Annotated in this window: 20 protein-coding genes and 1 pseudogene; 5 read left to right on the top strand and 16 right to left on the bottom strand. The window is 34.6% G+C overall.

Going from position 1 to position 20,910, the window contains the following annotated elements; all coding sequences use genetic code 11:
* From CJ191_RS09300 to CJ191_RS08105, 9 genes and pseudogenes are all read right to left on the bottom strand, one after another.
* On the bottom strand, positions 1–537 hold a 537-nt coding region (locus CJ191_RS09300), incomplete at its 3' end, for a Rib/alpha-like domain-containing protein (protein ID WP_257994163.1).
* Positions 538–1,953: 1,416 nt separating this feature from the next.
* Positions 1,954–2,400 (bottom strand): annotated as a pseudogene (locus CJ191_RS09295) (YSIRK-type signal peptide-containing protein); the annotation flags it as partial.
* A gap of 442 nt (positions 2,401–2,842) precedes the next feature.
* Positions 2,843–3,679: an endonuclease/exonuclease/phosphatase family protein gene (locus CJ191_RS08135; RefSeq protein WP_070467030.1), complete on the bottom strand. Its 837-nt coding sequence runs from the start codon at positions 3,677–3,679 to the stop codon at positions 2,843–2,845.
* Positions 3,680–3,806: 127 nt separating this feature from the next.
* Entirely contained in the window at positions 3,807–4,295 is a 489-nt protein-coding gene (locus CJ191_RS08130; RefSeq protein WP_102199475.1) for a hypothetical protein, read from the bottom strand.
* Positions 4,292–5,083, bottom strand: coding sequence for a MurR/RpiR family transcriptional regulator (locus CJ191_RS08125; RefSeq protein ID WP_102199474.1), 792 nt, complete (start codon positions 5,081–5,083; stop codon positions 4,292–4,294). Before CJ191_RS08125 ends, CJ191_RS08130 begins: the two co-directional genes overlap by 4 nt.
* A gap of 72 nt (positions 5,084–5,155) precedes the next feature.
* On the bottom strand, positions 5,156–6,499 hold the full coding sequence (locus tag CJ191_RS08120) for a 6-phospho-alpha-glucosidase (RefSeq protein ID WP_102199473.1): 1,344 nt from the start codon (positions 6,497–6,499) through the stop codon (positions 5,156–5,158).
* Positions 6,500–6,653: 154 nt separating this feature from the next.
* Positions 6,654–8,339 (bottom strand): alpha-glucoside-specific PTS transporter subunit IIBC, encoded by a 1,686-nt coding sequence (locus tag CJ191_RS08115; RefSeq protein ID WP_102199477.1) that lies wholly within the window; start codon positions 8,337–8,339, stop codon positions 6,654–6,656.
* 227 nt (positions 8,340–8,566) lie between these two features.
* On the bottom strand, positions 8,567–9,046 hold the full coding sequence (locus CJ191_RS08110) for a hypothetical protein (protein ID WP_102199472.1): 480 nt from the start codon (positions 9,044–9,046) through the stop codon (positions 8,567–8,569).
* A gap of 458 nt (positions 9,047–9,504) precedes the next feature.
* The gene (locus CJ191_RS08105) at positions 9,505–10,425 is read right to left on the bottom strand and encodes a tRNA dihydrouridine synthase (RefSeq protein WP_102199476.1); all 921 of its coding nucleotides are present in this window, start codon (positions 10,423–10,425) and stop codon (positions 9,505–9,507) included.
* A 355-nt stretch (positions 10,426–10,780) separates the two neighbouring features.
* On the opposite strand from CJ191_RS08105, the gene CJ191_RS08100 reads away from it, so the two are divergent.
* A complete protein-coding gene (locus CJ191_RS08100) occupies positions 10,781–11,881 on the top strand; it encodes a glycerol dehydrogenase (protein WP_102199471.1) in 1,101 nt (366 codons plus the stop codon).
* Between the two features lie 406 nt (positions 11,882–12,287).
* Here CJ191_RS08100 and CJ191_RS08095 read toward each other — a convergent pair whose 3' ends face one another.
* From CJ191_RS08095 to CJ191_RS08065, 7 genes are all read right to left on the bottom strand, one after another.
* A complete protein-coding gene (locus tag CJ191_RS08095) occupies positions 12,288–13,001 on the bottom strand; it encodes an HAD family hydrolase (RefSeq protein WP_070467556.1) in 714 nt (237 codons plus the stop codon).
* On the bottom strand, positions 13,002–13,802 hold the full coding sequence (locus CJ191_RS08090; RefSeq protein WP_070467559.1) for a Cof-type HAD-IIB family hydrolase: 801 nt from the start codon (positions 13,800–13,802) through the stop codon (positions 13,002–13,004).
* Positions 13,803–13,869: 67 nt separating this feature from the next.
* A complete protein-coding gene (locus CJ191_RS08085) occupies positions 13,870–14,619 on the bottom strand; it encodes a class II aldolase/adducin family protein (protein WP_070467562.1) in 750 nt (249 codons plus the stop codon).
* Positions 14,620–14,622: 3 nt separating this feature from the next.
* On the bottom strand, positions 14,623–14,862 hold the full coding sequence (locus CJ191_RS08080; protein WP_070467565.1) for a hypothetical protein: 240 nt from the start codon (positions 14,860–14,862) through the stop codon (positions 14,623–14,625).
* Positions 14,855–16,222: a PTS galactitol transporter subunit IIC gene (locus CJ191_RS08075; protein WP_070467568.1), complete on the bottom strand. Its 1,368-nt coding sequence runs from the start codon at positions 16,220–16,222 to the stop codon at positions 14,855–14,857. Before CJ191_RS08075 ends, CJ191_RS08080 begins: the two co-directional genes overlap by 8 nt.
* A 23-nt stretch (positions 16,223–16,245) precedes the next feature.
* Complete coding sequence (locus CJ191_RS08070) at positions 16,246–16,554, bottom strand: PTS sugar transporter subunit IIB (RefSeq protein ID WP_070467571.1); 309 nt, start codon at positions 16,552–16,554, stop codon at positions 16,246–16,248.
* Positions 16,555–16,573: 19 nt separating this feature from the next.
* Positions 16,574–17,038, bottom strand: coding sequence for a PTS sugar transporter subunit IIA (locus CJ191_RS08065; RefSeq protein ID WP_070467574.1), 465 nt, complete (start codon positions 17,036–17,038; stop codon positions 16,574–16,576).
* 133 nt (positions 17,039–17,171) lie between these two features.
* On the opposite strand from CJ191_RS08065, the gene CJ191_RS08060 reads away from it, so the two are divergent.
* From CJ191_RS08060 to CJ191_RS08045, 4 genes are all read left to right on the top strand, one after another.
* Positions 17,172–17,921 carry a DeoR/GlpR family DNA-binding transcription regulator gene (locus CJ191_RS08060; protein ID WP_102199470.1) on the top strand — a complete coding sequence of 250 codons (750 nt, stop codon included), beginning with the start codon at positions 17,172–17,174 and terminating at the stop codon, positions 17,919–17,921.
* A gap of 2 nt (positions 17,922–17,923) precedes the next feature.
* Entirely contained in the window at positions 17,924–18,895 is a 972-nt protein-coding gene (locus CJ191_RS08055) for a 1-phosphofructokinase family hexose kinase (RefSeq protein ID WP_180960959.1), read from the top strand.
* An 87-nt stretch (positions 18,896–18,982) separates the two neighbouring features.
* Positions 18,983–19,735 carry a helix-turn-helix domain-containing protein gene (locus tag CJ191_RS08050; RefSeq protein ID WP_070467579.1) on the top strand — a complete coding sequence of 251 codons (753 nt, stop codon included), beginning with the start codon at positions 18,983–18,985 and terminating at the stop codon, positions 19,733–19,735.
* Positions 19,630–20,535 (top strand): IS3 family transposase, encoded by a 906-nt coding sequence (locus tag CJ191_RS08045; RefSeq protein WP_107645913.1) that lies wholly within the window; start codon positions 19,630–19,632, stop codon positions 20,533–20,535. The genes CJ191_RS08050 and CJ191_RS08045 overlap by 106 nt, the downstream gene beginning before the upstream one ends.
* Positions 20,536–20,910 lie beyond the last annotated feature (375 nt).

The following is a 20,910-nucleotide window of genomic DNA, read 5'->3' as shown; positions in this document are numbered from 1 at the left end:
TTCACCGTAGTCTTTTTCTACTGGTGTTACTTCTGGTTCATAGGCTTCGTTTTGTGCTTGTTCGCCTACTGTTACAGGTACTTTTACATTATCTTTAGTACCATCTGGGTACGTTACCGTTACGTCCACTTCATGTTCACCAGGTGTTTTACCATCTGGTAATTGACTTGGATCATCCACTGAAATAACTGGTTGCTCACCTTCCGTTGGGAAGTTTGGTACGGTTACGGATGATGTTACATCTTCTTCTGTTGTTGCTTCACCGTAGTCTTTTTCTACTGGTGTTACTTCTGGTTCATAGGCTTCGTTATCAGCTAACTCACTATCTGCTGCAAAAGAATCTGCTGCAATAATATTACCGTTTACAACTAATTGAACAGTATAGATTTTACGTCCTTCAAAGTCATCAGGTACTGTTAATTGGGCAGCTGATCTAGCTTCATCCAAATTATTTACTTTTGTTCTTGATAATTCTACTGGACTTCCATCAGTTGAATCAATCCAAACAATTTCAGTTTCTTCGCCTGGATAGAACATTGAGAAAACATCACTTACAGCTGTAGCGCCTGGTTTTGCGATATTATTCACAGCATCGTAGTTTGTGATATCAATATTATACTTAGCAGGATCTGCAACTAAAGCAAAATGCACATTATAGGCATAGTTTTTATTAGCAATAAAGGCTGCTGAACTTGCGTAGTCTTTTGGATGGGTAAAGACTGGTGATGAATAACCAGTATATCCTGGTACCACCTGACCATCACCATCAATGACGTATTGATACATATAATTAAGATCAAACTTATCATCAAAGCGAGCAGTATAACGTCCTCGTTCACCTACGATTGGCGCAACCACAGTTTGTTGAATATATTGTGGATTAGCCGCTAAAATTTCTTGTTGTTGTCTAATACGTTCGTTAACGTCCTTAATGTCATTTGTTGCTGACATAGCTTGACCACCCTCAGCAGTCAATACACTTGTCACTACTCGGAAACCTGTCTCTGCTTCTTCCAATGTTTGATTAACGAAACGTTCACCGGCTGAATCTGGGAATCCTGTTCCGGCTCTACTTGTTTCCCACCAAACTTGACCGCTCACAGCATTACGATGTTTTTTATTTACACCATCAGGTAGATAACTTGGATTATTATCAGGACCTTCACCATCGTATTTCCACTCATTTTCTGGTGTAGTCATCGTTACATTATTAGGCTTTTCGTAAACATAAATAGCAGTTCTTTGAATACTGTGCCCAGCTAATACGAACTCACCTGTCGCTAATGCCGCGCCTGAAAATCCTGTTGAATTCCCTGGTTGCTTACGGTAAGTAAAGTATTCATTCCCATTACTTGATGTTTGACCTGGCGCTAACCATAATTTATATCTTTGAGAGCCAACTGATTGGAATGCTGGTTTATGCAATTTTCCTGTCGCATCTGTCCAACCTTCACCAATATCGAAGGCATACACACCATTACCACCTTGTCCTGCACGAGTACCACCTATATCATGTGTCATGGCCTCATATACCGGAGAAGTGATGCCATCTTCATCCATCCATTGTAAGTACACTTTATAACCGTTTAATGCTGTTTCTGAACCGTTAATACCAGGTGTGTATCGATTCGTCGCAACATCTAGCCAACCACTTACAATACCTGGCGTTCTTTGAAGTTGTCCACCACTAGTGATTTTTCCAGATTCGATTGCATCTGCATTTATGATGTTTGAATTACTTGTAGAAGCCTCTTCTTCCTCAGCTAATGCCGTTGCAGCAGTTGTGATTTCTTCAGATTTTTCTTCCTTATTCTCTTCAGCTGTGTCTACTTGAGTATCCGCAGCGCGATCACTTTCTTCTGTTGCTTCTTCAGTTTCTGCTGCTTTATCGGTTTCTGAAGTTTGAGCGTCTTCTGTTTCCACAACTTCTTCTGCTTTTTCAGCATTTAATACTTCGGCATTTTCAACAATTTTATCAATGTCTGCTGTCGAAGTTGCTTGATCAATTAAAGCCTCTTCTGCAGCTAGTTCATTTGCATTTAAATTTTCTAGTGCATTAATTTTTCCTTTTGCTTGTGCTTTATAATCAGCTAAATCATCTACTGATTCTTCTTCAGTTACTTCTTCAGCAACCTCTGAATTACTTTCTTCTGCTACTTCCGCTGTTACTGGTGATTCCACTGAACTTTCTTCTGATAATGCTTCTTCAGAGGCAGTTGTTACCTCACTGTCATTATCCTTAAGCTCTGTTTCGTCCACGGAAGCGACTTCTGAAACTGTCTCACTATTTACCGTTTCTGCAGCTAATGCTACTTCTGAGTTTCCTAAAAAGAAACCAGTCATAACAGTCGCAGATACAACTCCAATTGTTAAACGTTTAATTGCATATCGTTGAATACGATTACCATTTTTTGTCGTTTAACTTCATGGTTATTTTTTCCAACCATAATCTTCCTCCTCATACACTAAAATATAAGCTACTTACACCTCTATTTAAGAACACATTAGGCTGTCAGTTATCTTCAAAAATCTGATTTCTTAACGTAATAGTGATGACAATCTTATAAAACGCTCCCAAAACATTGTCACATCAAAATTTAACCAAATATAACTTTTTTATAATTTCATATTTACGTTTTATAATCAGGTTTATGAAAGCGGTTAATACAAAATATTGAATATTTTGTATTTATTTTAGTTTCAAAATGAAGTCATTTTTATCCTATATTGCATCAAAAAGATATATTTAAACAATTCATATCATACAAAATTAAAAAGGATGTGACTAAACAAATCACATCCTGCAATATTTTATGCGTAAATTTATCTTTATATTTAGCTTCTAGTCAATCGTTTCTACTAATACACCTGAGTGGTCTGATACAGCTTGTTGACGTTCCCCATCAAATACAACTTCAGATTTTTTTACTGCGACACCTTTAGGTACGAAAATATAATCTATACGAATTTGTTCTTTAAGCCCGGTCCAGCCACTAATTTCTTTTAGGACAGTTGGACCTCCAATGGTCTCTTCAGCAATCATATATGAATCCTGAATTGGTAGAGGTGTTGATATCAAATAATCGTAACCGTCTGTGTTGGCTGGATTATTAAAGTCACCCATAAAGTAGATTGGTAGTTTCGTTCTAGATAGGTATTTTTCAGTTTCCTGCCATTCATAGTGAAACTCTTGATTATTTTTACCATGCCACCATGAGTAGTGCCCAGAAACGGCCATAAAGCTTTCGCCATTTGGTCTAGTGATCTTAGCCGTAAGAATACGACGCGTTTTATAGTCATACCAATTATGACTTTTTGATACGTTATAGCTAGTGACGCTATCAACTGGGTATTTTGATAAAATTGCTACACCCTCTTGCATTGTGTCATGCGCAATATGAGTCATAGCCCAACCCCAATAGTAGGTTTTGCCTAATTCCTCTAATAGTTCTACTAAACGTAAGGCAAAATTATCTTCTTTAATATTCACTTGTCCATCCATAGGTTTGAAATTTGGGATTTGATCAATGGCTACCCGATGACCAACAATACTTTGATTGACTTCTTGTAACCCCACTACATCAATGTCCCAATCAGCGATAGATTGTGCAATGAAAGCCATCTTTTGATCTTGATCATTTTCACCATAAGCATGAGTATTTAATGTTAACAGTTTCAACTAGTTTAACGCTCCTTTTCATAAACTTTCTCACTAATAACTTGTCTATTCAACTAGATTATAGCTTACTTCATTCACTTCACAAAAATAAATAACGAAATATACCTATTTCCTCTTTAATTTGATGTTAACTTCCTATACTTAATCGCCAAATAGCAAATCGAATGAAAGCTGCAATCAATAGGATCACAATCTCGCCTGCAAAATATTTAAGATTTTTTGGTGTCTTAAATACATTTTTAAGTGTATCTTCAAGTCTAACTTTTAAAATCAAGACACTAAATGTCACTAGAATAAAAATCAATATAGCCATTCCTGTGTTTCCGATGAGTAAAAAACTAATTAGAATCAACAATAAACTAATATAAAATTGCCCTAAGCTATCATGATTTTGATCAATTTGATTCCATTTAGATTTAATTAGAAAGCCCGCAAATGGTAGAATACATACGGACATTAATGAAATTACAGTAGAAACATTTGTCGTTAAATTTTCTAACAAATTCAATCCATGCATATTGCCTTGAAAACTTAAAAGTGCAATATACAGGATCGGTGCAATTACAAGTATCATAATCACGAAATGGATCATTCGGCTTAAATTTTTACTGGTCATAGGTCAAGCTCCTTATTTTCTTTCTTTAATAATTCTTGTTTTCTAACATACTCGAAATAAGCGATGGCTAGTAAGTTTGTAGCTTGATGAATAGGCAACATCGAAGCAAAGGCTTCATCTTTATAATCAAATTGAGTCGTTTTAAAGTAAATTGCATAATCTGATAATGTAGCCAAAAGACTCGTATGCATTTCACTAACTGCAATTAGTATGGCACTTTTACTCTTAAATACTCTCAGCTCCCGTTCAATCGATTTCACATTCCCACTAAAAGACGCCACAATAAGTACATCACCAGGTTTTATGGAGGCACTGGCAATTTTTAATTCTAAAGGCGCAGAAATATCAATTGAAAACTTATTATTTAATAAGATGCTTCTCCTAAAATCATTTAAAGCATTTTTTTGTGCCCAACCAGTACCATATAGGAAGACGTTATCTGCATCATAAATACTTTCAACGATAGGTGTTATCTGTAAATTACTAAACATTTTAAAAGTATCTTGAGTATCAGAAACTAACTGGCCTATTGGATCAATTTCACTATCATGTCGCTGTTTTTCTGCTTCATTATTCAAATAAAATTTAAATTCTGCATAACCTGAGAAACCGATTTTTTGGGTAAAACGAGAAATAGTTGATTTTGAAACGGCTAAAATGCTGGCCAATTCAGTAATAGACATCTTTCTCACTACATGTCCGTTTTTCATGATATAGTCAAAAATATAAATTTCATTTTCAGTTAATTTACTATAAAACTCATTATAAATATTTTCTATTGGTCTCATAAATGCCTCCAAAATAATAAGAGTGGACCTTGGCCCACTCTTATTATATCAAAAGCGTTTATGTTTAATAGGTTAAGATAATTCAGGCCAATAAGATTTGTTCGCCTCAATTAAATCATCCAAAATTTGTTTTGCTATTCGTGCATTTGGTACCGTTCTTGATAAGGTAATGGCTTGCCATAATTTTTGATAAGAACCTTCACTCCAAGCTTCAACTACAAGTTTTTCAACAGCAACTTGTTGTTCCATTAAACCTTTTTGGAAGCGAGGAATTTCACCAGTTACCAATGGCTCTGGTCCATTTGAAGTGATAATACATGGAATTTCTACCATAGCAGTTGGATCAAAGTTTACGATTGACCCATTATTTTCCACAATTAATAACATTCTTTCACGTGTGTTATACGCTAAAGCTCTGGCTAAATCAACAATATAAGATGCATGGTCATCTGCTTTCAAAGTCGTTTCAGCACCTGAACCATAGTTGACCACTTGATTACATTCTGAAAATACTTGTTTTTCTCGGTGGTCCATTACTTCATTTGCCCGAGTGTAGTCTGGGTTGGCCACTGCTACTTCATCTTGTGGGTACATATAATATTTTAGATAAGTATTTGGTAAAGTATCTTCATCTAGCCAAGAAACTTCTTTCGCTTTTTCAAATGTGTGCATCCAGCTTTCTTCAACATCTTCTTCAGATGTGTTGGCTAATTCTTCAGGTGTTACATAACCATGTTCATGAACCCATTCCTTAAGCTTCGGCATCAGATCGTTACCTTCATGGTCTCTAATATCAGTCCACCAACCAAAGTGATTTAATCCATAGTATCTAACAACGAAGTCTTTACGTGATTTTAATCCTAAAATATCCGCCATACGGTATTCAATCCCTACAGGCATATCACAAATATTAATAATACGGCTGTTAGGACGTAATTTTCTTGTAGCTTCTGCAACAATGGCTGCTGGGTTGGAATAGTTTAACATCCATGCATCTGGAGAGTATGCTTCCATATAGTCAATTAATTCTAGTACGCCACCAATTGAACGCATACCATAAGCAATACCACCAGGGCCACATGTTTCCTGACCAATTACCCCATATTTCAATGGAATTTTTTCATCCTTTTCGCGCATCGCATACTTCCCAACACGAATATGCGCCATCACAAAATCAATATCTGTAAAAGCAGTTTCTGGGTCGGTTGTTGCAATAAATTTAATTTCTGGTGCTCGTTCATTTAAGATAATCTCACAAGCATCCGCGATTTGCTTTTGACGGTCACCGTCATTGTCATAGAATTTAATTTGACGAATTGGGAAAGTATCAAGATTATCTAAGAGCATCATGATAATACCAGGTGTAAAAGTTGACCCGCCACCTGCTACAAGGATTGATTGTTTCTTTAATGTCATTTTGAATTCCCCCTAATAGAATTTGTTGTTAGATGAATATTTCCTATATCTATATGCTAACAAAAATTGAAGCGTTTTCATCGCTTTCTGAACATTCTGTTCGCATTTCAGTATTTATAAAACCGTTCCATTTTTTGGAATTTGTCCCTTAGTACTAAGCCTTACCAGTACGTTTAGCAATTTCTATATCAACTTCATCACGAACTTGTGGGACATCTAGTCCAATGATTACTTGAATCGCTTGTCCCTTACGGACTACTCCATGCGCACCATTTTCTTTAAATGCTTTATCTGTAGCTAATACATTTGGATCTTTAACTGTTAATCTCAATCTAGAGGCACAGTTGTTAACGTCAGTAATATTTTCTGGACCACCTAATAAGTCAACATAGTTAGATGCAGTTACTGCGAAACGTCCACGACTAGGGTCATTAGCAGCCTCTTCAGCATAACTTGACATGGCTTTATCACTGACTTTAGATTCTGAAGGATCATGACTAGTATCATTTGGATCGAAACCAGCTGATGCTTGTTTTTTCTTATCTTTATAGTCTTGTTTAGAATACATTTTCACTTCTGCTTCATCATCTTCACGACCTGGTGTCTTCAAATCAAATTTGTTAATGATCAAGCTAAAGATGACAAAGTAGATAGCTGAGAAGATTAAACCTATCACTACCCAAGTCACAATTGCCCCGAGATGATTAGACCACATTGGGATAATAAATTTAGAAACAACTGAGATTAAACCTGATCCAATGTCTCCTGCTAGCCCAAATAGGTACATAGTTGTCGCTAGTGAGGCTGCAAGTAATGAATGGATAAAGAATAGTTGTGGGGCGATAAATAAGAAGGTAAATTCAAACGGTTCTGTAATCCCTGCCATAATCGCCGTAAAAGCTGTTGGTAATAACAATGACAACACTTCTTGACGTTTTTCTTTTTTCGCTGTCGCATAGAAAGCTGCTGAAATACCAATCGGTGCGAAAATTTTTGACATATTGTGTAACGCAAAAGCGCCTTCTGGGAATTGTTCACGTAAGGGTGCTGGATTTGAAGCAATCACATTTAATTGATCCAACCAAGCACGTTCAACCCCACCCTCTATTACTGCAGGGCCATAGATAAATGGTTGATAAACGAAATGATGTAGCCCTGTTGGAATTAAAATCCGTTCTAAGAATACATATACGAATACACCAAAAGCACCAGAACTTGCTAACCAACCTTGTAAAGTTGCGATACCACCTTGAATTACTGGCCAACCCCAAGCAGTAATAAATGCTAGAGGTAACACGATAAAGAAACCAAGAATATAGACAAATGTTGATCCTTGGAAAACACCTAACCAGTCTGGCAATTTTGTATCAAAATACCGGTTGTGTAACCATACAACAATGGCAGCGACAAGAATGGCACCAATGATATTCGTATCTAGTGTTTTTACACTACCAATTAGTTTTAATCCACTCACACCGCCTGGTTCAGCAGCATAATCTACACCAAAGTTACTACCCCAAATTTCAAGAATCTTAGCTAAGAAACTTTGGAACGTCATGTATACAATAAATGACTCTAAACTTGCTCTACCAGCTGCTTTACTAGCTAATCCAATTGGGAGACCAATGACAAATAATAGTTCAATTTGATTAAATACGGTCCACCCACCAGCTTCCAATACTGACCAAACATTACGCCATAAACTCCCTTCAGCAGCGACACTACCCATAATCAATTCATTTTGAAATAGAATTGAGAAGGACAATATAATCCCCGCAAACGAGAATAACAGCACCGGCACAAACATTGCGCCCCCAAACCGTTGCAATTTCGCCATCATCATTACTTCACTCCTTTTTATGTTGAATATTGCTATCAATACAATCATCTTAGCATTTCATTTTCCTATCTGCAAACGCTTCCATTTCTTTTGGGACAAGTTCTTTAACCATCACAATGTTCCATTATAAGGAAATTGACCCAAAAAAAGAGGCTGGGACAAAAATATCTCAGCCTCTCTTTGTTATATAAGAACCTTTATAATTGGGTTCCAAAAGTTAATACTTCTCATAAATCTATATACATGTAAATTCTGACTATTATAGCAATGAATAGGATAAACCATTCACCTGCTAGTTTACGGTAACTAGACGGTTCTCGTAACATGGCGATGGCTTCGTTATATTTAATACCTAAAGGATAGCTAGCAGCTATAAATAGGAAAATCATGAAGATAGCCATACTATATTCACCAATTAAAACTAATGTTACTGTCGTCATCATTAGGCTTAGGTAGAAATATTCTTTGGCATGGCGTTTAAATAACCTTGCCTTGCGCCATTTGACCTGCATTAAGATAGCTGAAACTGGGATACATAGTGTCCCTAGCATATAAGTAAAGGTCCAATTCGTATATGCAAAATAATCAATTAAGGTCATATTAACAAATTTAGTTTGAATAAATATAAAAGCTAAATTCACTAATGATGTAATAAACAAAAGCAGTGTAACAACATTTATTATCCAACCGAGTATCCGTGTAGTCATCCCATACCTCCCTATTGAAATAGCAGCGTAACATATAGACACAACCATTATAACAAAAAAGGATGTGACAAATGTCGTTTAGACTCGTAACAGTGGAAGGATTAGACGGAGTGATTAAAAATCACGTAGCCTAATCCTGAAGTGGCACGAGTCTGACATTTGGAGCTCAACTAAAAAAGGATGTGAGACAGGGCGCTTAGACAGGAGACGTTGGAAGAAATAGGTGTAGTGATGGCACATCACGCAATCTATTCCTGAAGCGGACACCTGTCTGCCCTGACGAACCCGACTAAAAGGGATGTGAGACAGGGCGCTTAGACAGGAGACGATGGAAGAAATAGGTGTAGTGATGGCACATCACGCAATCTATTTCTGAAGCGGACACCTGTCTGCCCTGACGAACTCAACTAAAGGGTGCGGAGACAGGACGCTAAGAAAGGAACCGTGAAATACCGAGTCTATGCTTCTGCTAAGTATTTCTCTTCGAATTCATCTAGCAATTTACGTGCTTCATCAGTTGTTTCAGTTTCCATCAAACCAATTCGTAAGTCATTTGCGCCACGGAATGAACGGATATAAATTTTAAAGAAGCGACGTAATGGTTTATACGGGCGACCATCTTTAGCTGCATGTTCATCAAACAAATCTAAATGGTATCTAAATAAGTCTAACAACTCTTTTGGTGAATGTTCACGGGCTTCTTCTTCAAAAGCAAATGGGTTGTGGAAAATACCGCGACCAATCATTACACCGTCTACACCATATTTATCAACTAATTCTTGGCCAACTTGGCGGTTAGGAATATCACCATTAATCGTTAACAAGGTGTTAGGGGCAATTTCATCACGTAATTTTTTGATTTCCGGAATCAATTCCCAATGTGCATCTACTTTAGACATTTCCGTCTTTGTACGTAAATGAATCGATAAGTTAGCAATATCTTGTTTTAATATTAAACTGAGCCATTCTTTATATTCATCAGTATCTTGATGACCAAGTCTGGTTTTGACAGAAACCGGTAGGCCACCTTCTTTAGCTGCATGAATTAATTCAACTGCTACATCTGGACGTAGGATTAACCCTGATCCTCGACCATGTTTAAAAACGTTAGGTGCTGGACATCCCATATTAATATCTAGACCAGCATAACCCATTTCATTCATTCCTTTAGCCATAGCCGCAAAGTGATCAGGATTATCTCCCCAGATATGTGCTACGATAGGTTTTTCATCTTCTGTAAATAGTAAACGTGAATTTAATGAATCGCGACCTTTTGGATGTACATATGATTCTGAATTGGTAAATTCAGTAAAGTAAACATCTGGTTTAGCTGCTTTTTGAACTACATGACGAAAAACAGTATCTGTTACGTCTTCCATTGGCGCTAAAATAAAAAATGGTCGTGGCAATTCTTGCCAAAAGTTTTTCTTTTCTTCCACAATAAGTTCCTTTCTCTTTTTCTTATATATTGAATATAAAATAAAAAAAGCTATCCGCTTTTTCCTACTCTAGCATTTGTGCTTACAGCGATATATTATCTCAAATCTGAACCACAATTGGAAGAAAAATATCTTAATCATCATTACCTTTTATGCTCCCGCAACTCAACTTAAGATAGTGGCTTTTTATTTTTACTTGTGATATAATTCACATATACAAGGGGTTAATAATTACTTTGCTTTTATGCATATGGTTTTTATTGTGAATTTTGTAACATAAACTAGGAGGTTTATTATGGTTAGAGTATTTGCAAGTCCGGCACATTATGTTCAAGGTAAAAATATTTTAACAAGTCAAGTAGCTATAGATTACATTCAAAAGTTAGGAGATAAGGCTTTACTACTGGCAGATGATGTTGTGTGGGAAATTATTGGGGAAACCTTAACTGATCGATTGACATCAGCTGGCATGACCATTATCCGTGAGCCCTTCCAAGGTGAAGCTTCTACTGCAGAGATTGATCGCGTGACGAAAATTGGCCAAGATAATAATGTCAATCTTGTTTTAGCACTTGGTGGCGGGAAAGCCATTGACGCTGGGAAAGCCATCGCCGATGACCTACAGACACCAGTAGCTATTTTACCAACAGTTGCTTCTACAGATGCACCAACTTCTGCGCTATCTGTTATTTACTCTGAGGAAGGTGCTTTTGAGAAATATCGATTCTACAAGAAGAATCCTGATCTAGTCCTATTAGATAGTCAAATTATTGCACAAGCACCAGCTCGTTTCTTCGCTTCAGGAATCGCTGATGCACTAGCAACTGCAGTTGAAATGCGACCAACCATGATTGGTAACCACGATACCATGGCTGGTGGAAAAATAACTTTAGCTGCACAAGCAATTGGAGACAAGAGTAAGGAAATCTTATTCGCTGATGGGGTTAAAGCCTTTAAAGCCGTTGAAAAACATGCCGTTACACCAGCAGTTGAAAATGTTATTGAAGCCAATACACTGCTTAGCGGACTTGGTTTTGAATCTGGTGGTCTTGCGGCTGCCCACGCTATCCATAATGGTTTCACAGCTTTAGAAGGTGACATTCATCACCTAACCCACGGTGAAAAAGTTGCTTATGGTACGCTAACGCAACTCTTTATGGAAAATCGTCCAACTGAAGAAATTGATGCTTACATCGATCTATATCAAGCTTTAAACTTACCTACTACGCTAAAAGAATTACATTTGGATGCCAAAGACCGTGACGCTTTGATTCGCGTGGGGAAACAAGCCACGATTGAAGGGGAAACAATTCACAATATGCTTTATCACGTGACAGCTGAGGACGTTGCAGATGCTTTAATTGCTGTAGATGCATATGTCACTAGTCGAAAATAATTATCCATATTACTTAAGATAGGTTTATAGCGACTGAGGTAACTCGGTCGCTTTTTCGTTTGCTCATACTGGGCAAACAAAAAGCTCTCTAAGTGCACGCTTAGAGAGCTGAGACAAAAAGTATTTATGGTTAGCTATATGGAACTAGCTAACCTCTTTTTATGCATCCTAATAATAAACTACATACCTAGTATAAACTGGATGCAAATAAATCTAGGTATGGTTAAATTGTAATTGGTGGATGAGTTGTTTTACAAGTGAAATATTTCACATTAGTGGTATATACCTTTTTGTTCGTTTTCTCTACATAGTTTTTACGAAAAAAAGCACATTTCTGTGCTTTTCATTTAATCATCCGAGCGAATAAAGATTTTATGATAAATAGTGTTGGTGGAAAATTCTAGCTCTACAATATATTTAATTTTTCTAGCAGTTTCTCAAATTCGGAAAAATCGTGAACGGCATAGTCTGCAGCTAACGGTTGGTTAGTATTTTCAAAATTAAAAAAAACAGTATGCCAACCACAATTTTTACCCGCTTGGATATCATTATGATAGTGATCCCCGATGTACAAAATTTCCTCGTTACTGATGCTTAATTTATCTTCAACATATTTAAAAATTTCACGAGATGGTTTAGACCAGCCTACAGATTCGGATATAAATACTTTATCCTTTGGAAAATATTGTTCTATTTGAAGTACTTCAATTTTATCTCTTTGATCTACTGTTGGACCGTTTGTTAAAATGAATATTGTTAAATTTGTTTCATTTTTTAGCCTACATAACACTTCATTTACTTTCTCTCTAGTCATTATTTTATTCCGAAAGAACCGGTATAGAACGTCAAAAAGTTTAGCTAAATTATTAGATATTGATCTTCCAAAATAGCTATACGTCCTTTTTACCCTATCAATTTTATACGTTTGTTTATCTTTATAACCTCTTGAGAACAAAGAATATTCTTCTATCGAAATTCTTTGTAATTCCATGTTAAAATCATCGAACGTGATATTTAAAGCACAGTACCTTTCCTCTATTAAATTAAAAACATTTCTATATATATCAAATCGATCATATAGTGTATCATCTAAGTCAAATCCTATAGCTTTAATATTCATTCAATCACCTCTTAATAATCGTTCTATTCCCACTTTAACACCGTCTTTATTATTTGGTAATGTCACAAAGTCAGATATATTTTTAACTTCTTCAATTGCATTTCCCATTGCAATTGCATGACCTGCCCTTTCCATTAATTCAATATCATTTGTACCGTCACCTATTGCAACCGTATCTTTCATATCTATATCTAAATAATTGGATAAATATTCAAGCGCAGTACCTTTATTCGTATCAATAGGTAAAAATTCAACTAAATAGGGTTGAGTAAATATTGGTCTTAGTCCTGGTATGGTAGATTCCAAAACTTTCTTTTCAATCTTTTTCCGTTCAGTAGGATGATAGAAAAGTAAAGATTTAAGAATATTGGTATTTTTATATTCCTCAATATCTAAATATCTAATGGTTGTTTTGTTTAACTTTTCCTCATGATCCATAAAATCATTATTCTGTGGCGAAAATCTATAATAGTTAAACTCATCTAAAATTGACATATCTAATTTGTAGTCTTCAAATTGGGTTAACAATTCCTTAAATAGTTTATTCGTTATCTGGTCACTTTTAATGATGGTTTTATCATTATTCAAAATTAATGAGCCATTTAGTGCGATAACGTAAACTAACTCATACAATTCTGGGGATAGCAGGTTTTTGATCCCATCAACTAAACGTCCTGTCGAAATAACAATTTTAATCCCCTTTTCACGAATAAGATGAATAAGAAAGTCATTTTGAACCGGTGTAACTATATTTTGATTATTTAGAAGTGTGTCGTCCATATCAATAGCGATTAGTTTCATATTTTCTCCTTTCAAAAAGGGCTATGACTGTTATGTCACCGCCCTTTTGTTCGACTATAATATTATTTTATTCTAAACCATCATCGGGATTACCTTGATTCCAAATAGGTTTTCCATCAATCAAGTCATCTACAGTACCAATTTTATATCCTTTTGAATAATAACCGTCTAGAATCCCTAATTTTTGGAAAACAGTTTGTTTGTATGCAATTTCTGCATTCCATTCAACAATATCCAAAATTTGTAGTGCTTTATTTAAAGCTTCAATTCCGTCATTTCCTGGTGTTAAGATTAAGACACCGTGACTATCAAGTAAGTATTCTTTAGGAAGTTCAATCCCTTTTTCTAACTCTGTTTTTACAATATGCGCTAGTTCAGGTGTTGTATTTGGTTCAAAATCTAATACTTTAATATGTTTTACTTTTTGAGTTGATTCAGTTAGATTTGGCATATCCAAATGACTAGTTGCCCAAAACATTGAATTTGGTGCATGTGCGTGGAATACAGATCTAATTTCTGAATTGGTATGATAACAAGCCATATGCATGTTAATTTCTCTCGTTAAACTACCCTCTCCTGCAACAATTTCTTCTGTATTTGGATCTACTACTAATACTTGTGCTGGTGAAATATCACCATAAAACGTTTCAGACATCATACTTGGCGTCATAATGATATATTCTTTTCCATCTGTATCCGTATGTTTAAAAGAAAAATTACCACCTGCAGCATTCGTATTTTTTCTATGGAAAGTTAAATATACTGCTTTTGCTAAAGCTTCTCTTTGCTCTTGAAATAAAATTCTACCTTTTGCCATTTTTTATCTACCTTCCTTTGATGATTTGCCATTTGCTAAAGCTTTTTGGAATTGTTTATGTTTTATATTTTGTTCTTCTTTTCTACTATAATATTCAGTCAAGATAGAACCACTTCCGTATCTATAAACGATAAACCCTAATATAATAGCTATAATATTAAAGGTTAATTCACCTGTATTTAGCCCGAATATAAAACAAGCTAGTGCTATAAAAAGAATCAAATACCATTTTATCTTAGTCATTATTTACAACTTCCGTTTCGTATCTTTTAGATGGTAACTTCGATTTATTCATTTCCTTACCTAACCAAACAAACAACCCAACGAAAAGTACCAATCCAATAATTGCCCACCATTGACCGTTGAACGCTTCAGCACCTAATATCCTTAATTCAGGTAATTCCATAGAAGACCATGTAATTAATCTGCCTTCCGGAACGTCAACTGAACCTGTTATTGTAGCTAAATCTGTTAGAATTGGTGCTAAATAAGTCGCACTATACAGGTATAGCGGAGAGAAAATAACACCTAAAACAAGCATTCTATAAAGGTTACCACCTGTCAGTAATAGACCACCTACTGCAATAGAGTAATTTAATACACCAGCAATGGGTAGAACTGTATTACCTGGTAGGAATAGAGAAAAACCGATAAAAATTGGAACAATTAAAATAAGCGTTACCCAAATTTCAGATCTACCTGCAAGAATAGGCCAATCCATACCAATATATACTTCACGATCTTTAAATTTAGATTTCATAAATTCTGACATAGCATCTGCCAGTGGCGAAAGCGATTGCATGAACAATTTACTAACAGTTGGGAACAATGCCATAGCGGTTGCTACTTGAATAGCCAAGTTCAGTGAACCAGAAACTGTATACGCACCTGCAAAACCGAGTAAAAGTCCAATTATGAATCCCATGACCGAGTTTTCAGAGAAAATGCCAATTTTCTTACGTAAAGCATCAGTATCTGATTTTTTATTTAAGAATGGGATATAATCCATTAATTTATTAACTGGTAACATTAATACTGTAGATAAATTCATTGGGTGTGTAACAGTAACTAAAGGGATACCTGTTAAATCTTCAATATGTCTTTGGAACATATCTCCTAGTTTAAGTTCTAGGACGATTTGAACAATTGCAACTAAAAAACCTGCCCAAAGTTTTCCACTCACGAAGTAGACCAAATATGCAGTTAAGGCTTTACCCCATACATTCCACATATCAACATTTAGCGTTTTAGTCCAATTTAGTAGAAGTAAAACTATATTTACACCTATTTGAATTGCAAAGAATACAAAAGCATATACCCATGACCAGGTGATTGAAGCAGCTCCTGTCCAACCTAAATCAATTGCTGGTAAGGAAATACCAGTATTTAATGCCATTGCTTCTGATGCAGGAGCAACAGCATCAGACATAAATCCAATAATTAAGTTCATACCCGTGAATGCTATCCCTAATGTAAGTGCTGAAGTGAAAGCTTTTTTCACAGGCATTCTAGCAATTAGTCCTAGAATAAAAATAATTATAGGGACAAAAACAGCTGATCCTAAATCTAAGACCCATTGAATAATATTTTGAAATATTTCCATATTTTATTCACTCCCATTTTTTATTATTCATTAGTTGCTTCAATAATTTGATTGTAAATATCATCTACACCAACACCTGTTAAAAATGGGATACCGGGAAAAACCTTTACTCCTAATGATTCCGCTTGATCAAGAACTTCTTGATCAGGTTTAGCGATAAACACATAAATAGATGAACTTGGTAACTCATTTGAAATTGATTTATAATCAACAGCTTCAACTGGGTAATTTACATTGTCTTCTTCAAATTTACTTTTGATTTTTTCCGCAATTGTTGTACTTGTCGCTACCCCACTACCACATGCTACGATTAATCTTTTTTTGTTTGCCATTTTAAATTCCTCCTAATAATTAATTTTCAAATTTATCTTTTAATAATGAATACATATTATTGCTAGAACTTATAGAATTGAATTCGCTTACAAAATATTCATCCATAAATAATTCCATAAGTTTTGCTAACAAACCTACTTGCTTATCGGGTTCATTAATACCTAAAAATAAAAATGAATCTACTGATAAATCTTTGTTGTCACCCATTTGTAAAAAATCTAGTTTTTTATTATTTTTTACAATATATACGAAGGGTTTTTCAATAAATTCTGGATCAGCGTGCGGCAACGCTATACTTAAAAATTTTGTTTCCAACCCTGTAGGGAAATTTTCTTCTCTTTCTGTAAGTGCATCTAAATATCCTTTATTCACATATCCTTTCTCATATAAGTCATTTGCAATTTCTACAAATAACCCTTCTTTTGAATTCGCTTTCATATTCAAGTTGATTAAATCTTCCTGTAACAAATTACTATATAACACTTCAACACCTCCAAAATTTATTTAACTTTATTATACAACTTAGTGTTTGAAAGTCAACAATAAATGTTTGTTTAATGTTCTTTATGTGGTAGAATGATGTTAGAAAACGAACACGACCTAAAGGAGAATATATATGAAGCGTAATCGTCACAAAAAAATTACTTCTTTAATAGAAGATTCTGGCTATCTATCTGTACAGGAATTAGCAAAACTACTCAGTGTATCAGAAATGACTGTTAGAAGAGATTTGAAAGAATTAGATGAAAAAAAAATATTAGTAAAAGAACATGGTGGTGCTAAAAAAATTCAAGATGTTCTTTCTACAGATCAGAAGATGCCAAAAAATATTAAAGAAAAAATGTATCTAGGTGGCATTATTAATTCTGTTATAAGCCCTGGGGATGTTATTTTTATTGGTGCTGGTACAACGCTTTATTATGCCTTGCCTTCAATTACCCAGAACTATAAATGTATTTTAACGAATAGTTTATTATCTTTTAATTATTTAGTTGAAAATGGTTACAGTAACATTGTGCTTACTGGTGGCGAATATTTCAGTCTTACTGGTGAATTTGTTGGTACTCACGCTGAGGAGATATTTGATTTATATAACGTAGATGTTGCATTTATTTCTACGAATGGTATCCATGACAGAAATATCACTACTTCTTATCCATCACTTGGTCGTATACAACATCAAATAATCAATTGTTCTAAAAAAACGTATGTTGTTGCGGATAACTCTAAATTCAATAAGTCAGATATTTTTACCTTTGCTACATTAGATGAAGTAACAGGCATTATTTCTGATAATAATATTTCAGATGATGTATTAAATAAGTATTCTAAATTTGGAAAAATCATAACTACAAAGGAGAAATGATAATGATTTTAACGATTACTTTAAATCCTTCCATGGATTTTATCTATTCCGTTGATGATTTTGTTTTAGGTGCAAATAATAGAACAAATCTACCTGTCAAAATGCCAGGTGGTAAAGGTATTAACTGTACACGGGCATTAATGTATTTAAAAGCGGATGTTTTGGCTTATACGGTTCTTGGTGGAGAAAATGGAAATGCTATTCGAAAATATTTAGAGAATGAAAATATGCCCTTAATTTCAAAAAAAATATCTGAAAATTCTAGAAATTCCTATACGATCATGCATAATGGTGGAATCCAGACGGAAATTGTTGAAAATGGACCCAAAATATCTAAATTAGAATCGAACGAGATTATTGATGATATTATTAATATAGTTAATGGCGAAGAACGTATTAATATTGTCACAGTGAATGGGTCCATAAATAATGACAATGATTTCTATTACGTAAGTCTTCTTACTGCATTACGAGAGAATGTTTCAAGAAAATTAGTTATTATTATGGATCAAAGTAAAAAATCTCTAAATAATATTGTAAATAATTCTGTTTATTCACCTGATTTTATCAAACCAAATGAAGTAGAGTTTGCAGAATTATTCAATATGAATTCTGAAGAAATTTCAAAAGAATCGATAATTAGTAAACTGACAGAAACTAAATCTAAAATCCCTAATATACTTGTTTCTTTAGGTGGGAATGGAGCAATTGCTAAATTCAGTGGGAATATCTATGAAGTAAGTATCCCTAGTATTAAGGTTGTTAATCCAACTGGATCAGGTGATTCAACCGTAGCAGGTGTTGCATCAGCAATTGCACGAAATTATAATGACAAAGATATCATTAGGTATGCTATGGCCTGCGGAATGGCAAATACTTTAGAAGAAGGTGTCGGTGTGTTATCCCTAGATAATGTCGAAAATCTGTTTGAACAAATTGAGGTTACACTTGTTTCAGAAGAAATAAAAAAATAAACATATTCTCCTAGTATCATACGTATGATATGCTCCCCCTAAAGTAGACACTTAATAAAATAAGTCTACTTTAGGGGGAGTTTATTTATGACCAGAAAAATATATTCTGCTGTTATTTTAGAAAATTATATTCTAATATTTATTGAAGATGGCATAAGTTTTACAACTCTGGTAGAAAAGTATGGGTTATCGATGCATAACACCATATTCTATCAATATGTTAATAAATATCGAAAGTATGGTTTAGCAGCCTTACAATCTAGAAAATATAATAATTCATACTCTGAAGAACTTAAACTAAAAGTGGTGGAGGCTTATCTTAATAATGAAGGATCTCTTCGAGATTTGGCTTTAAGATTTAATGTGCCTGCTGTATCAACTGTAAGTTATTGGATAATGAAGTATACTGAGGGTAAAGAAAATAAAAAATATAGTGCGAAACCTGAGGTGTACAATATGAAATCTAGAAAAACAACGACTTCAGAGCGACTAGAAATAGTTAAAGATTGTTTAGTTAATAGCTTATCATATACGCAAACAGCTGAGAAATACCAGGTATCTTACAATAATGTTTACTCATGGGTACAAAAGTATAAAATGCATGGACCTGATGGTCTTATTGACGGGCGTGGTCGCAGAAAACCATCTACAATTCAAACTGAAACGGAACAGTTACGAACAGAAATTGCCGCTCTAAAGGCTAAAAATGAGTATCTTACAACAGAGAATGCTGTATTAAAAAAACTCGACGAGATAGAAAGAAGGTCGATATTAAAAGAACACGATATGAAGCGGAATTTCAAACCATTTCTTACCTCAAAGAAAAAGGATTTAAAATAACGTTACTTTGTCAAGTATTAGGCGTTAGTCGTGCTGGATACTATAAGTGGTTAAAACGAAAGCCAACGGCTGAAGAAATTCGTATCAATAATATTATTCAGACAATTATTGATGTGAATGAAGAAGTTGATGGTATCTACGGATATAGGAGAATGACTATCTATATGAATCACTTTTGTGAGGAGAAGGCGAATCATAAGTGTGTATATAGAGTTATGTCTCATCTAGGCATTAAATCAGTTATTCGAAAGAAACGATATCGCTATAAACCTCATAAGCCAAAAAATATTGCTGAAAATGTATTAAACCGGGAATTTAAAAAAGCTTATAAAGCTAAAGAAGTATTGTTAACTGATGTAACAGAATTAAAATACGGTAACCATTCTAAGGCCTACTTAAGTGCAGTTCTTGATTATGGTGAAAAGAAGATTATTGCCTGGAAATTAGGTACATCCAATAACAATCATCTTGTAGTCGAAACATTTAATCAAATTGAAGATCAACTATTACCACATAAGACATTAATTCATAGTGATCGTGGTTACCAATATACTTCGCATTGGTTTAAAGAATATGTGGAAAGAAATAAAGTTATTCAAAGTATGTCAAGACCAGGTTATTGCATTGATAATGGGCCTATGGAAAGTTTCTGGGGCATCCTTAAGGATGAATGTTATAGAAGAAAGCACTTTGAAACTTTTGAAGACCTAGAGGATGCTATTAATACTTACATTGAATTCTATAACTCAAAACGAGTTTCTTTGTCTATGGGGTTAAAGATACCAGTGAATACTAAATAGATACTTTATTAGATTTTAAAATGACTAAAGTTGTTGCAGTTCGTTAAGTGATGACACTTTTGCCTTAGGATATATAATCGGGATGAATCCCGATTATATATCCTAAGGCAAAGAGACAAAAAATAGCTAACTGTAAAAAATTATTTGTATTTTGTAATTAAAAAGGTTCTGTGTCAAATAGTGTTGGTGACCAAAAATAAATAATCACAGTTATTTTTTTAATTAAGTTTTTAATAAAGGAGGGGGTCATGTTTATTTACAAGATAAGCATGGCCCTTTTTCTCGCCCTTAGGCGAGAAAGTCGGATCAAGAGTTGGATAATTAATAATAAAAGCTGATAAATGTCATCGTCTAATATTTAAGCTGCGACTGGTT

The organism is Aerococcus viridans, from assembly GCF_002871935.1.
Taxonomy (GTDB): Bacteria; Bacillota; Bacilli; order Lactobacillales; family Aerococcaceae; genus Aerococcus; species Aerococcus viridans_B.
The sequence above is the reverse complement of the archived record's forward strand: the minus strand, read 5'-3'. Positions and strand labels throughout refer to the sequence as shown.